The sequence below is a fragment of the Methylobacterium sp. Leaf94 genome (assembly GCF_001426045.1).
Lineage (GTDB): Bacteria > Pseudomonadota > Alphaproteobacteria > Rhizobiales > Beijerinckiaceae > Methylobacterium.
Map to the genome: position 1 here is coordinate 197121 of NZ_LMRM01000034.1, position 12760 is coordinate 209880.

Consider the following 12760-nt stretch of genomic DNA (forward strand, 5'->3'; position numbering starts at 1 on the left):
GAGAGCTTGGCGCCCTACAGCATCGCATCGAGGCGCTCCATCAGCGGCGCGTAGGCCTCCGGGCCGGCCTCGACGTCGAGGCGCAGGCCCTCGATGCCGCGCTGGGCGTAGGCGACGAGGCGGGCATCGGTGCCCGGGGAGGCCCGGTCGGTCCGGCTCGCCTGCACGGTGCCGCGCCGGCCGTCCGGCGTGGCGAAGGGGTAGAAGCCCGGCGGCCGGGCCCGCTCGAAAGCGTCGCTCACGAGGACGAGGCGGATCGACAGGCGCTCGGCCATGATCGTCAGCAGGGGATCGAAATCCGGGCCCGGCGCGTCGAGGGCGCTGCCGATGACGAGGTGACCGCCCGAGGGCAGCAGGCTCTGGGCCAGGGTCAGGGCCGGCGCGAGGGGCGGATCCGCGGCGGATCCGTCGGCCAGGGCCCGGGCATGGGCCAGGGCCAGGGCGCCGGTGAGGGCGGTCATCGCCCGCTCGCCGCCGGCCGGGCGCACCACCACGGGCTCGCCGGCCCCCGCCGCCACGAGGCCGATGCGGCCGCCGTCGCCGACGATGCGCCAGCCGAGCAGGACCAGGGCCTCGGCCGCCGCCACCGAGCGCAGGGCGCGGCGGGTGCCGAAGAGCATGGAGGGCCGGACGTCGACGAGGAGCACCACGGCGCGGTCGCGCTCGTCGTGATGGGTGCGCACGTGCAGGATGCCGGTGCGGGCGGTGGCGTTGCGGTCGATGTGCCGGCGGTCATCACCCTCGGACCAGAGGCGCACGTCGTCCGGCTCGGAGCCGCGCCCGCGCCGACGGGTCACGATCCCGCCGGGCAGGCCCGCCAGCGTCCGGGTGGCCGGCCCGGAGCCGCGCCGGGCGAGGTGGCGCAGGCCCATCAGCGCCTCGCCCGAGAGGTGGATGCCCGGCGCCATCAGCGGGTCGGTGGCCGGCAGGGCTGCGGCTGCTGCGGCTTGGGCCGGGCTCGGCACGGTCATGGTCGCGCTCAGAGGGCCCGCACCCGCTGGACGAGGCCGCGGATGATGCCCCGGGCCGTCTGACCCTCGGCGGCGGCGCGCCAGGTCAGGCCGATGCGGTGGGCGAGGGCGTCGGCGGCGAGGTCCGCCACGTCCTCCGGGATGACGTGGTCGCGGCCGTGAAGATAGGCCCGCGCCTTGCCGGCGAGCATCAGCGCCAGGGTGCCGCGCGGGGAGGCCGGATGCTCGATGGCGGCGCGCAGGTCGGGGGCCGCCGCGTCGGTGCGGGTGCCGGCGACCAGCCGCACGAGGTAGTCCTTGAGGGCCGGGGAGACGTAGACGTTGAGGGCGGCTTCCCGGGCGGCCCGGATCTCCGCCACGGAGAGCCGCACCGGCATCGCCTCGGCGTGGTGGTTCAATTCGCCCTCGACGAGGTCGAGGATGCGGCGCTCGGCGGCCTCGTCCGGCATCTCCACCAGGACGTGGAGGAGGAAGCGGTCGAGCTGCGCCTCGGGCAGCGGGAAGGTGCCCGCGTGCTCGATCGGGTTCTGGGTCGCCACCACCATGAACGGGTCGGGCAGCGCATGGGTGTGGCCCGAGACCGTGATCTGACCCTCGGCCATGGCCTCGAGCAGGGCCGACTGCACCTTCGGCGGCGCGCGGTTCACCTCGTCGACGAGGACGAGGGAGTGGAACAGGGGGCCGGGCAGGAACTCGAAGTCGCCGGCATCCTGGCGCCACACGGTGGTGCCGGTCAGGTCGGCGGGCATCAGGTCGGGGGTGCACTGGATGCGGGCGAAGCTGCCGTCGAGCCCGTCCGACAGGCGCTTGACCGCGCGGGTCTTGGCGAGGCCGGGGGCGCCCTCGATGAGGAGATGGCCGCCGGTGAGGAGGCCGATGAGGAGGCGCTCGACCATCGCGTCGGCGCCGATGAGCCCGTGCAGGAGGCCCTCGCGGAGCGCGAGGATGCGGCCGCGCAGGGCGGCGTCCACGGGCGGAGCGCCGGTCGCCGGCCGTTCGGCGAGGGCCGCGCCGCTCATGCGGAGGGGCTCGCGCCGGCCGGCCGGAGCGCCCGGATCGTCGATGGGGCAAGTCTCTGCAGGGCAAGTCTCTGCAGGGCAAGCCTCTGCAAGGCAGGACTCTGCGGAACAGGACTCTGCGGAGCAGGAACGGTGGGCCGGTCCATGCGCGTCTCCTCGGTGATCTTTTTTGGGTCGGATTCTTGCGCGATCCGCCTCCTTCGGGTGTGCCCGCTGCGCGGGGCGGGCGTCAATCCCGCCCCGGCATCCGCGAGGCCGCAGGGCACGGGCCGGGTCACCCGGTCCGGACACAACTCTGCGGGCGCGGCCTCGTTTTCGCGTGCCGCCTCGTCTTCGACCACGGCCTCGGCGGGAGACGTGGTCCGGTCCGGCTCAGAGCTTCTTCGACATCGGGGCCGCGCCGTGTCCGGCCATGCCCGCGCAGCAGCAGGCGGCCTTCTTGGTCCGGGACGGCTTCATGGCGCCCGCCCGCATGTCCATCTTGCCTTGGCCGCACATCATGCCGGCGCCGCCTCCGCAGCACCCGGCGGCCTGGGCGGGAACGAGGCTGGCCAGGGCGAGGCCGGCGGCCAGGGCGAGGGCGGTCACACACGTGTGCATCGGGAAAATCCTGCTGAGGAGAGCGGATGGGGCGGATCTAGTCGGAAAATCGCCCGCTTCCAGCCGAAGCGACGCTGTCCGCGACTGCGAACCGGCGCCCGGCCCCGTGCGTTCCCCCGGCCCCTGCCGGAGGCGCCGCCCGTGACCACCGATCTCTTCCCCCGCTTCGCCGCCCCTTGGATCGACATCCCGGCCGGCCGCTTCTTCGCCCGCATCGGCGGGCCGGAGGACGGGAGGCCGGTGCTGCTCCTCCACGGCTTCCCGCAGAGCCACGCCTGCTGGCACCGGATCGCGCCGGCCCTCGCCGAGCGCCATCGGGTGATCTGCCTCGACCTCAAGGGCTACGGCTGGTCCGCCGCGCCGGAGGGCGACCCGCGCCACGAGGCCTACGCCAAGCGGACCCTCGCGGCCGAGGTGGCGGCGGTGATGGAATCCCTGGGCCACGTCCACTTCGCCCTGGTCGGTCACGACCGGGGTGCGCGCATCGGCTACCGCCTCGCCCTCGACGAGCCCGGGCGGATCGCCCGGCTGGCCCTCCTCGACATCCTGCCGACCCTGGTCCAGTGGGAGCGGATCGAGGCCAACCCGCGCAAGCCCTCGCACTGGCACTTCCTGGCGGAGGCCGCCCCGGGGCCGGAGCAGGCCATCGGTCGCGACCCGGACGCCTATTTCGAGGGGCTGCTGCGCGACTGGAGCGGGGACAAGTCCCTCAAGGCCTTCGCCCCCGCCGCCCTGCATCTCTACCGGCAGGCCTGGGGCGTGCCCGAGCGCATCCACGCCTTCTGCGAGGATTACCGGGCGGGGGCCACCCGCGACCGGGACGCCGATCTCGCGGACCTCGCCGCCGGGCGTCGGCTGGCCTGCCCGACCCTGATCCTCACCGGCGACAGCTATCTCGACCGTGAGCCCGAGACGCCGCTCGCCGCCTGGCAGCGCACCTTCGCGCCGGGCGCCGTCGCCGCCGAGGTCACGTCCGGCCATTTCCTGGCCGAAGAGAACCCCGCCGCGACCCTGGCGGCCCTGCAATCCTTTCTGGGGTGAGTGGGCGAGGCGGCCGGCAGAGCGTCAGATCCGCCCGCACCGGAGCTTCACGCGTGTGATCCTCGCGCGCGTTCGGACGGTATTTCCGTCGCTGTCGAAGACCGAGGGCAGGGTTTCGAGCATTTGGTTCGCCGCGACGCTCCGGCAGGCCTCAGAGCGAGATGGATAAGGGATCATCGCCCGGATCGGAAAACTTCGGAATACAACCAGGTTGCCGCTAAACTTCCATCAGTTGCAGAAAAATTCGCATACGTTAATCATTGTTTCAGCGCCGTATCACAGAAACGTGAGCACGACGCCGCGTCCCTGAGAGACCGATCAAGGTCCTGCGCCGGCGCCGGTCGCAGGGGCCTCATGCGCACGTTCAACAACCTCAAGCTTCTGGGAAAGCTCGCCGTCCCGAGCCTGATCCTCATCCTCGTGGCCGTCGGACTGGTGGTCCTGGCGCGGGCCAACCTCGACACCCTCGGGCGGAACACGACCCAGATCGTCGATGTCCGCGCCGCCCGGCTCTCCCTGGCCCAGCAACTGGCCCTGGCCGTGGACGAGGCGGTGATCGCCGAGAAGAACACCATCATCGAGACCGACGCCGCGCTGATGCAGCAGGACCTCGCCCATTACCAGGCGAGCCGGAAAGCCGCCCTCGAGGCCAGCGACCGCCTGCTCGCCCTGGCCGACACGCCGGAGCGCCGCGGCATCCTGCAGGGCGTCCGCAGCGAGCTGGAGGCGTTCTTCGCCACCGCCGACCGCTCCATCGCCCTCGGCCTGCGCAACGAGAACGCGGCGGCCGCCCAGATCTCGAAGCAGGAGGTCCGCCCGGCCCGGCTCACGATCGCCCGGAGCGTGGCGGCCCGCGTCGCCGCGAACCTGCGCGACCTCGAGATCGCCAAGCAGGCGGCGGCCGAAACGGCCGAGAGCGCCACGCGCACCCTCATCGTCACCGCCACCCTGGGCCTCGGCGTCGCGGTCGGCCTGCTCGCGCTGATCACCCTCTACGGCGTCACCCGCCCGCTCGCCGCCATGACGGCGGCGATGGGCCGGCTCGCGGCCGGCGACCTCGCCGTGACGGTCTCGGGCACCGAGCGGCGGGACGAGGTCGGTCTCCTGGCCCGCGCGCTCCAGGTCTTCAAGGACAACGCCCTAGAGGCCCGGCGCCTCGCCGAGGCGCAGGCGGCCGAGGACGCCGCCAAGATGCGCCGGGCCCAGCGTCTCGATGCCCTGACCCAGGCCTTCGAGGGCAACGTCTCGATCCTGACCCAGGGGCTGGCGGGCGCCGCCACCGAGATGGAGGCCACGGCCCAGTCGATGAGCAGCGTCGCCGCCCAGACCAACCAGCAGACCGTGATCGTCGCGGGGGCGGCCGAGGAGACCTCCGCCAACGTCCAGACGGTGGCCGCGGCCAGCGAGGAGATGTCGGCCTCGGTGCAGGAGATCGTGAGCCAGGTCAGCCTGTCGGCCCGCATCGCCGACCAGGCGGTGGAGAACGCCCAGCGCACCGACGCCACCGTGCGCCGCCTCGCCGGCACCACCGAGCGCATCGGCGCCTTCGTCGAGGTGATCTCCAGCATCGCCGCGCAGACCAATCTCCTGGCGCTCAACGCCACCATCGAGGCGGCGCGGGCCGGCGAGGCCGGCCGCGGCTTCGCCGTCGTCGCCTCCGAGGTGAAGGAACTGGCCGGGCAGACCGCCAAGGCCACGGGCGAGATCGGCGAGCGCATCACCGAGATCCGCACCGCGACCCAGGAGGCCATCACCGACATCGAGACCATCGGCCGGATCATCGGCGAGATGTCGAGCACCGCCGCCTCGATCGCCGCCGCCATGGAGGAGCAGGGGGCCGCGACCCAGGAGATCACCCGCAACGTGCAGGAGGCGGCGCGCGGCACCGAGGAGGTGACCACCAACATCGCCGGCGTGCGCGATGGCGCCGGCCAGACGGGGGCGGCCGCCTCGCAGGTGCTCAGCGCCGCCCAGGAGCTCGCCCGGCACTCCGAGACTCTGACCCGCGCGGTCGGCGGATTCCTCGCCGACGTGAAGGCGGCCTGAGGGGCCTGCGAGGGCGCGCCCATCTCCAGGCGATCTCCAGGGTTGACGCCCCTGGCGGTTGGCGGGAAGGAGAACGCAACCCTTCAGACGGATGCGCGGCCCCTCCCGGAGGCGGGACGGGGCCGCGGCCGCCGCCCGCACGAGAGCGAACCCGCGCATGACGACCTCCTTCCTGCCGATCGACCGCGCCGTGATCGCCCGCGAGGCGGCCAAGATGCTCCTCGAGATCAAGGCGGTGCACTTCTACCAGGAGACGCCCTTCACCTTCACCTCGGGCTGGGCGAGCCCGGTCTACATCGACTGCCGCAAGATCATCTCGTATCCGCGCCTGCGCTCCACCCTGAACGACTTCGCCGCCGCCACCATCGTGCGCGACATCGGCTACGAGTCGATCACCCACGTGGCCGGCGGCGAGACGGCCGGCATCCCCTTCGCGGCCTGGATCTCCGACCGGCTGATGCTGCCGATGCAGTACGTGCGCAAGAAGCCCAAGGGCTTCGGCCGCAACGCCCAGATCGAGGGCGAGGTGGTGGAGGGCGCCCGGACCCTGCTGGTGGAGGATCTCGCCACCGACGGGCGCAGCAAGGCGCTGTTCTGCAAGGCCCTGCGCGATGCCGGCGCCCAGGTCGACCACTGCTTCGTGATGTTCTTCTACGACATCTTCCCCAACAGCCGCGAACTCATGGCCGACCTCGGCGTCCAGCTGCACTACCTCACCACCTGGTGGGACGTGCTGGCGGTGGCCAAGGAGAGCGGCCACTTCGACCCGAAGATCCTCGCCGAGGTGGAGAGCTTCCTGCACGAGCCCGCCAAGTGGTCGGCGGCGCATGGCGGCATCTCCGACTACCCGCAGGCCTGATCCCGGTCGCGCCGTCATGGTCCCGTCACGGGACCGCGTCAGGGCAGGACGATGATCCCCTTCCTGTCCGGGCCGATGCCCGAAGCCGTCAATTCGGCGATCAGCCTCCTCGTCGCCTTCGGGCTCGGCACCCTGATCGGGGCCGAGCGCCAGTACCGACAGCGCACGGCCGGCCTGCGGACCAACGTCCTGGTGGCGGTGGGGGCGGCCGCCTTCGTCGACCTCGGCATGCGCCTCGAAGGGGCGCCCGGCGGCACCCGCACGGTGGCCTACGTGATCTCGGGCGTCGGCTTCCTCGGCGCCGGCGTGATCATGAAGGAGGGCATGAACGTCCGCGGCCTCAACACCGCCGCGACCCTCTGGTGCTCGGCCGCCGTGGGCGCTTTCGCGGGCGCCGACTTTCCCCTGGAGGCGGCCTTCGTCACCGCCGCGGTGCTCGCCGGCAACACCCTGCTGCGGCCCCTCGTCAACGCCATCAACCGCGCGCCCATCGACGAGAGCCAGACCGAGGCGACCTACGAGGTGCAGGTGACGGTGCAGGCGGACGGCGCCGGCCCGGCCCGCGACCTCCTGGTCGAGCGCCTGGAGGCGGCGCAGTACCCCGTCGGCGGGATCGAGGTGGTGGAGCGGGGCGAGGACACCGTCGAGGTGGTGGCGACCCTGGTGGCGACGGCGGTGGCCGGCGCCGAGCTCGACGCCGTGGTGGCGGGCCTCGCGCGGATGCCCGGGATCGAGCACGCGACCTGGTCGGTGCAGACGGCGGATTGAGGCCCGCGCGGGTGCGCCCGCGCACCTCGGCGCCCGCGGCCCGGATTGCCGGACCGACGCCTTCGTCCAACCTCCCCGGACAGGGGAGGGCGGCGCTGCCCCCGGGCGCCCGGCCCTTCCGCGAACCCCTTCCGCGAACCAAGGACACGGATCACCATGGCATCCCAGAAGAACGCGCTCATCGTCGGGGCCTCGCGCGGCCTCGGGCTCGGCCTCGTCGAGACCTTCCTCCAACGCGGGTGGCGGGTGACCGCGACGCAGCGCTCGGCCTCCCCAGGCCTCGCCGCGCTGGCCTCCGAGGCCCTCACGGTCGAGACGGCCGACATCGACGACGATCGCGCGGTGTCCACCCTGCACGACCGCCTGGCGGGCCAGAGCTTCGACCTGATCTTCGTGGTGGCGGGCGTGGCGACTCAGGCCCACGAGCCGCTGCACCTGGTGCCACGCGACGTCGCCGCCCAGGTCTACCTGACCAATGCGATCAGCCCGGTGCGTTTCGCCGAGGCCTTCCTCGACCGGCTGGCGCCGAAGGGCCTCGTCGCCTTCATGAGCTCGATCCTCGGCAGCGTCGGCCTCAACGAATCCGGCGGCTGGGAGAACTACCGGGCGAGCAAGGCCGCCCTCAACACCCTGGTGCGCAGCTTCGAGATCCGCCACCGGGAGGCCGGCTTCGGCGTGCTGCTGCTGCATCCGGGCTGGGTCCGCACCGAGATGGGCGGGGCCGATGCCGACATCGACGTCGCCACCAGCGTCACCGGCATGGCCGACGTGATCGCGGCCCGGCTCGGACAGAGCGGTACGGCCTATCTCGACTACACCGGCAAGACTTTGGACTGGTAGGGTCCCCTGGACTGGTCGAGCGGCGAAAGACCCGGGGGCCGGCGGAAAGCCGGCCCTCCGGTCAGGGGCGCCCGATCGGCGGTCGCCCGCGCCGCTCGACCACCACCGGCGGCCGGGTCCGGCGCTCGACGATGACGGTGCGCGGTGCCCGGCTCGGGCTGGCGGCGGTGAAGATGCGCTCCGGCATCCGCTCGGAGATCCGATCGGGCTTGGCCTCGGACCGGACCTTGGCGGCGGCGACCACGTGCTCGCGCACCGCCTCCGGCGGCAGGCCGATGAGGCCGGCGGCGATCTCCACCTGCTGCTCGATGTCGTCGGCGAGGTCCTGGGCCGCGGCGACGGCCTCCGGGATGGTCGGCGGCTCGCGCCGCACGCGGATCGGCGGGAGATCCTGGAAGGACTTCGAGGGCTTCTTCACGGCGCGACTCGCTTGGGGCATCACCGGACCATACGCGCGATCCGGCCGTTTGTGCAGTGCACACATGCGGGGCGAGCCGCGCGTCCGATGCATCGCGGGGGCGTGATGGATTTTCGATCAGCGCCTTCGGCGAGCCTTTGAAGGGACCTGCCTGGACGAGAAGCGCCCTGCCGGCCGAATGGGCAGGGCCAGGCGTCGAAATGCCGCGTGCCCTCGGGACGCGTCCGGGCTGTTGCGATGCGGTCGGCGAGCGTCGATAGTCGGGGCCATGAGAGTGGGGGCTATGGCGGATTCTCTGTTCGATCTCACCGACGCGCGTCTCGTTCCGGCCCGGCCCGAGATCGCCGATGTGCGCCTGCGCGGCCATGTGGCGGCCGAACGCTACGTCGTGGGCGAGACCCGCGCGGTGGTCGTACCCTCGGCCCCCTTGCGCCGGATGCCCCGCTTCGATGCCGGTCTCGAGACCGAGGCGGTGATGGGGGACGCGGTGACCGCCTACGGCGCCGAGGAGGGCTTCGTCTTCGTCCAGTTCGCCCATGACGGCTATGTGGGCTACCTCCCCGAAGCGGCCCTCGGGCCCGCGCAGGCGCCGACGCACCGCATCACCGCCCTGCGCAGCTTCCTCTATCCGGGCCCCGACCTGAAGCAGCCCGCCAGCGGCTGGCTGACCCTGGGCGCCCGCCTCCGACCGACGGAGACCCGGGGCGACTATCTCCGGATCGCGAGTGGCTACGTCTTTGCCGGCCACTGCGCGCCCCTCGACGCCGTCGAACCCGATTACGCCGCCACCGCCGAACGCCTCGTCGGCACGCCCTATCTCTGGGGTGGGCGCACCAGTCTCGGCCTCGACTGTTCGGGCCTCGTCCAGCTCTGCCTCGCGCAGGCCGGGATCCTGGCGCCGCGGGACGCCGACCAGCAGGAGCGCGGGCTCGGCGAGGCCCTGCCCCCGGACTTCGAGGGTCTGCGGCGCGGCGATCTCGTGTTCTGGCGCGGCCATGTCGGGCTGATGCTCGACGCCGCCCGACTCATCCACGCCAACGGCCACCACATGGCGGTGGCGGTGGAGCCCCTCGCCGAGGCCGTCGCCCGCATCCGGGAGAAGAGTTTCGGGCCGGTGACGTCGCTCCGGCGTCTTACGCCTTCAGCCGCATCTTGATCCGGTAGACCAGACCGTCGCGGACGTCGCGGTAGGCGTCGAGGCGCTGCTCGCGGGTGCCGTCCTGGATGTGGGTCGGGTCGGGGGTCGGCCAGTACTCGACCTCGACCGCGTTGGTGCGGGTCAGCTCCAGGGCGGCGTGGTGGGCTTCGGGCGCCAGGGTGACGATGAGGTCGAAGTTCAGGCCCTCCCACTCCTCGAGCTGGGCCAGGGTGCGCGGCTTGTGGCGCGTCGCGTCGATGCCGATCTCGTCGAGGGCCGCCACCATGAACGGGTCGGCGGGCTCGCCGGAGCGGACGCCGGCCGACTGCACGTAGATCGACTTGCCGAAGTAGTGGCGCGCGATGGCCTCCGCCGCGAGCGAGCGCACGGCGTTGAAGTTGCACATGAACAGGGCCGACTGCACGCGCGTCTTCTTCGGGCCGGTCGCGTCCGCCATCCGGTCTTCTTCTCAGCCTCGCGCTTCGAGTGGGGTCGCGGCTCAGGCCTTCCAGTGCAAGGCGAAGACCAGAGTGAAGAGGCGGCGCGCGGTGTCGTGGTCGAGGTCGACCTTGCCCTCGAGGCGCTGGCGCAGCAGGTCGGACGCCTCGTTGTGCAGGCCGCGCCGGCCCATGTCGATCGCCTCGATCTGGGTCGGCGAGGCGGTGCGGATGGCGTTGTAGTAGCTCTCGCAGATCATCTCGTAGTCGCGGATCACCCGGCGGAACGGGGTCAGCGACAGGAGGTGGGTCATCACCGGGTCGCCGTCCGCGCGCTTGATGACGAGGGCGAGCTTGCTTTCCACGAGCCCGAGCGTGAGGGCGTAGGGCCCCTCGCGGCCGGGGACCGTGAAGCTGTTGTCCTCCAGGATGTCGAAGATCGCGATGGCGCGCTCGTGCTCCTGGTCCGGGTTGCCCCGCCCGATCGACTCCTCGTCGAGGGTCACCACCGCGAGGCGATGCGGCGACTTCGCCTCCCCCGCCTTCACGTCCGCCGCCTTCACGTCCGCCGCCTTGGCGTCCGCCACCTCGGCGTCCCGGGATTTCGCTTCGCTCGAATTGGCCGCGCCGGACATCAGGCCCTCACAGGTTCAGGCGGATCGCCACCGAGCGGGCGTGGCCCTCCAGGCCCTCCGACCGTCCGAGGGCGATGGCCGCGGGGCCCAGCGCCCGGAGGGCCGCCGGGTCGCAGCGCAGGATCGTGGTGCGCTTCATGAAATCGAGCACGCCGAGCCCGGAGGAGAACCGCGCCGAGCGGGCGGTGGGCAGGACGTGGTTGGGGCCGCCGACATAGTCGCCGATGGCCTCCGGCGTGTGCGAGCCGAGGAAGATCGCGCCGGCGTTGCGGACCTTGGCGGCGAGCCCCTCGGCGTCCCGCGTCTCGATCTCCAGGTGCTCGGGGGCGAGGCGATCCACCAGCGGCACCGCCTCGTCGAAGTCCCGCACCACCACGATGGCGCCGTAGTCGCGCCAGCTCGCCCGGGCGATGTCGGCCCGCGGCAGGGTGCCGAGCGCCCGTTCCACCGCCTCGGCCACGTCGCCGGCCAGCGCTTCGGAATCCGTGATCAGGATGGATTGGGCCGCCGTGTCGTGCTCGGCCTGGGCCAGGAGGTCCGCCGCCACCCAGTCGGGATTGGCATGGGCGTCGGCCAGGATCAGCACCTCGGAGGGGCCGGCGATCATGTCGATGCCGACCTGCCCGAACACCCGGCGCTTGGCCGCGGCCACCCAGGCGTTGCCGGGCCCGACGATCTTGGCCACCGGTGCGATCGTCTCGGTGCCGTAGGCCAGCGCCGCCACCGCCTGGGCGCCGCCCACCCGGTAGACCTCGTCGACGCCGGCGAGCTGCGCGGCGGCGAGCACCAGCGGGTTCATCGTGCCCTCCGGCATCGGCACCACCATGACGACGCGCGGCACCCCGGCGACGCGGGCCGGAATGGCGTTCATGAGCACCGAGGAGGGATAGCTCGCGGTGCCGCCGGGTACGTAGAGGCCGACCGATTCCAGCGCCGTCCAGCGCCAGCCGGCGGTGACCCCCAGGCTGTCGGTGGCGCTGTGGTCGGCGGGCACCTGGGCGGCGTGGAACGCCTCGATCCGGGCGGCGGCGAAGCGCAGGGCCTCCAGGGCGTCGGGCGGGCAGGCCGCGACGGCGGCCTCGATCTCGGCCGGGGTGACGCGCAGCGACGCGACGGTGAAATCCTCGCCGAGCCGGTCGAAGCGGCGGGTGTAGTCGACCAGCGCCGCGTCGCCGCCCGCGACCACGCCCGCGATGATGCCGCGCACGGTCTCGTCGACATCCTCGGAGATCTCACGCTTGACGCTGAGCAGGCGCGCGAAGGCTTCGGCGAAGTCTTCGTCGCGGGAATCGAGGCGGACCATCAGGTGTTTCCTTCTCGGGCGTCGCCCGCGATGGCGGCGCGCCCGGCGACCACGGCCTCGTGGTCGGGGCGCCCCTCGACCTCCCAGACCGGGCCGAGATCCTTCAACTGGACCTCGATGCATTCGAGTTCGAGCTGGATCGCCGCGCCGCCGGCGAAGACCAGGGTGGCGATGCCGGACGGCGCCTCGGTCGGCGCGAAGGTGACGGCGAGGAGTTCGAGGGGCGTCTCGGCATCCGCGCCGGGCGTGATGCCGCGCGTGCGCACCTTCAGCACCCGTTCGAAATGGATGCCCGTCAGGCGCCGGCGCGGTGGCGCACCGTCCTCCGCCGACCAGTCGAAGCGGCGCGCCACCAGGACGAACCGATGCTGCGCGCCCAGATAGGCGAGGTCGCTCCCCTTCAGGATCGCGTCCTGCAGGTGGGCGGAGATGACGCCCAGATCTTCGGCGTCGAGGGCGGCGAGCCTGAGAAGCTCCATGATCGGATGTCGCGCTCTTGTCGGCGGGCCGGCCCGGTGCGGGCTCGGCCGTTCGCGGTATGGGAGCCGTAGGTAGCGAGGGGACCCGCCCACGGCAACAGGCGGGGGCGAACTCCGCCATTGTCCCGCTTGCCGGACCTGCTAGGGACGCGTCGCTGCGCCGGCTCCGTGTCGGCACCGGCGAACGGAGTTCGCACCGTGTCTCT

General features: G+C 72.5%; 14 protein-coding genes. 6 read left to right on the top strand and 8 right to left on the bottom strand.

Translation table 11 applies throughout. The annotated features are described in order from the left end of the window. Positions 1 to 14 precede the first annotated feature (14 nt). From ASG63_RS16420 to ASG63_RS26560, 3 genes are all read right to left on the bottom strand, one after another. On the bottom strand, positions 15 to 908 hold the full coding sequence (locus tag ASG63_RS16420) for a DUF58 domain-containing protein (RefSeq protein ID WP_244472719.1): 894 nt from the start codon (positions 906 to 908) through the stop codon (positions 15 to 17). Between the two features lie 71 nt (positions 909 to 979). Beyond that, entirely contained in the window at positions 980 to 1990 is a 1011-nt protein-coding gene (locus ASG63_RS16425) for an AAA family ATPase (protein ID WP_056218574.1), read from the bottom strand. A 372-nt stretch (positions 1991 to 2362) separates the two neighbouring features. Continuing rightward, on the bottom strand, positions 2363 to 2590 hold the full coding sequence (locus ASG63_RS26560; protein WP_200917621.1) for a hypothetical protein: 228 nt from the start codon (positions 2588 to 2590) through the stop codon (positions 2363 to 2365). A 141-nt stretch (positions 2591 to 2731) separates the two neighbouring features. Here ASG63_RS26560 and ASG63_RS26565 point away from each other — a divergent pair, with 141 nt between their 5' ends. The 5 genes from ASG63_RS26565 to ASG63_RS16455 all read left to right on the top strand — a co-directional run bounded on the left by ASG63_RS26565 (position 2732) and on the right by ASG63_RS16455 (position 8144). Further along, positions 2732 to 3631 (top strand): alpha/beta fold hydrolase, encoded by a 900-nt coding sequence (locus tag ASG63_RS26565; RefSeq protein WP_056218580.1) that lies wholly within the window; start codon positions 2732 to 2734, stop codon positions 3629 to 3631. 354 nt (positions 3632 to 3985) lie between these two features. Continuing rightward, positions 3986 to 5677, top strand: a complete 1692-nt coding sequence (locus ASG63_RS16440; RefSeq protein ID WP_056218584.1) for a methyl-accepting chemotaxis protein — start codon at positions 3986 to 3988, stop codon at positions 5675 to 5677. Between the two features lie 157 nt (positions 5678 to 5834). Continuing rightward, complete coding sequence (locus ASG63_RS16445; protein WP_056218588.1) at positions 5835 to 6536, top strand: orotate phosphoribosyltransferase; 702 nt, start codon at positions 5835 to 5837, stop codon at positions 6534 to 6536. A 51-nt stretch (positions 6537 to 6587) separates the two neighbouring features. Next, a complete protein-coding gene (locus ASG63_RS16450; protein WP_056218592.1) occupies positions 6588 to 7304 on the top strand; it encodes an MgtC/SapB family protein in 717 nt (238 codons plus the stop codon). A gap of 156 nt (positions 7305 to 7460) precedes the next feature. Further along, the gene (locus ASG63_RS16455) at positions 7461 to 8144 is read left to right on the top strand and encodes an SDR family oxidoreductase (protein ID WP_056218598.1); all 684 of its coding nucleotides are present in this window, start codon (positions 7461 to 7463) and stop codon (positions 8142 to 8144) included. Positions 8145 to 8205: 61 nt separating this feature from the next. Here the strand turns inward: ASG63_RS16455 and ASG63_RS16460 are convergent, their stop codons facing one another. After that, positions 8206 to 8562, bottom strand: a complete 357-nt coding sequence (locus ASG63_RS16460) for a hypothetical protein (RefSeq protein ID WP_244472681.1) — start codon at positions 8560 to 8562, stop codon at positions 8206 to 8208. 295 nt (positions 8563 to 8857) lie between these two features. Between ASG63_RS16460 and ASG63_RS16465 the strand changes: the two genes are divergently transcribed. Beyond that, positions 8858 to 9718, top strand: coding sequence for a C40 family peptidase (locus ASG63_RS16465; protein WP_056219453.1), 861 nt, complete (start codon positions 8858 to 8860; stop codon positions 9716 to 9718). Here the strand turns inward: ASG63_RS16465 and ASG63_RS16470 are convergent. Genes ASG63_RS16470 through ASG63_RS16485 form a run of 4 tightly spaced genes read right to left on the bottom strand, consistent with a single transcriptional unit; the run spans position 9696 to position 12554 of the window. Then, positions 9696 to 10157: an arsenate-mycothiol transferase ArsC gene (locus ASG63_RS16470; protein WP_056218603.1), complete on the bottom strand. Its 462-nt coding sequence runs from the start codon at positions 10155 to 10157 to the stop codon at positions 9696 to 9698. The genes ASG63_RS16465 and ASG63_RS16470 overlap by 23 nt on opposite strands. Before the next feature lie 42 nt (positions 10158 to 10199). Then, the gene (locus ASG63_RS16475; protein ID WP_082559349.1) at positions 10200 to 10772 is read right to left on the bottom strand and encodes a UPF0262 family protein; all 573 of its coding nucleotides are present in this window, start codon (positions 10770 to 10772) and stop codon (positions 10200 to 10202) included. Between the two features lie 7 nt (positions 10773 to 10779). Next, positions 10780 to 12075: a histidinol dehydrogenase gene (gene hisD, locus ASG63_RS16480; RefSeq protein WP_056218606.1), complete on the bottom strand. Its 1296-nt coding sequence runs from the start codon at positions 12073 to 12075 to the stop codon at positions 10780 to 10782. Continuing rightward, positions 12075 to 12554, bottom strand: a complete 480-nt coding sequence (locus tag ASG63_RS16485) for a DUF2948 family protein (protein WP_056218609.1) — start codon at positions 12552 to 12554, stop codon at positions 12075 to 12077. Before ASG63_RS16485 ends, hisD begins: the two co-directional genes overlap by 1 nt. Positions 12555 to 12760: the final 206 nt, after the last annotated feature.

Coding starts and splice junctions, on each gene's coding strand:
- hisD (WP_056218606.1), bottom strand. CDS start 12,075: ATGGTCCGCCTCGATTCCCGCGACGAAGACTTCGCCGAAGCCTTCGCG.
- ASG63_RS16455 (WP_056218598.1), top strand. CDS start 7,461: ATGGCATCCCAGAAGAACGCGCTCATCGTCGGGGCCTCGCGCGGCCTC.
- ASG63_RS16470 (WP_056218603.1), bottom strand. CDS start 10,157: ATGGCGGACGCGACCGGCCCGAAGAAGACGCGCGTGCAGTCGGCCCTG.
- ASG63_RS16440 (WP_056218584.1), top strand. CDS start 3,986: ATGCGCACGTTCAACAACCTCAAGCTTCTGGGAAAGCTCGCCGTCCCG.
- ASG63_RS16425 (WP_056218574.1), bottom strand. CDS start 1,990: ATGAGCGGCGCGGCCCTCGCCGAACGGCCGGCGACCGGCGCTCCGCCC.
- ASG63_RS26560 (WP_200917621.1), bottom strand. CDS start 2,590: ATGCACACGTGTGTGACCGCCCTCGCCCTGGCCGCCGGCCTCGCCCTG.
- ASG63_RS16450 (WP_056218592.1), top strand. CDS start 6,588: ATGATCCCCTTCCTGTCCGGGCCGATGCCCGAAGCCGTCAATTCGGCG.
- ASG63_RS16485 (WP_056218609.1), bottom strand. CDS start 12,554: ATGGAGCTTCTCAGGCTCGCCGCCCTCGACGCCGAAGATCTGGGCGTC.
- ASG63_RS16445 (WP_056218588.1), top strand. CDS start 5,835: ATGACGACCTCCTTCCTGCCGATCGACCGCGCCGTGATCGCCCGCGAG.
- ASG63_RS16475 (WP_082559349.1), bottom strand. CDS start 10,772: ATGTCCGGCGCGGCCAATTCGAGCGAAGCGAAATCCCGGGACGCCGAG.
- ASG63_RS16420 (WP_244472719.1), bottom strand. CDS start 908: ATGGCGCCGGGCATCCACCTCTCGGGCGAGGCGCTGATGGGCCTGCGC.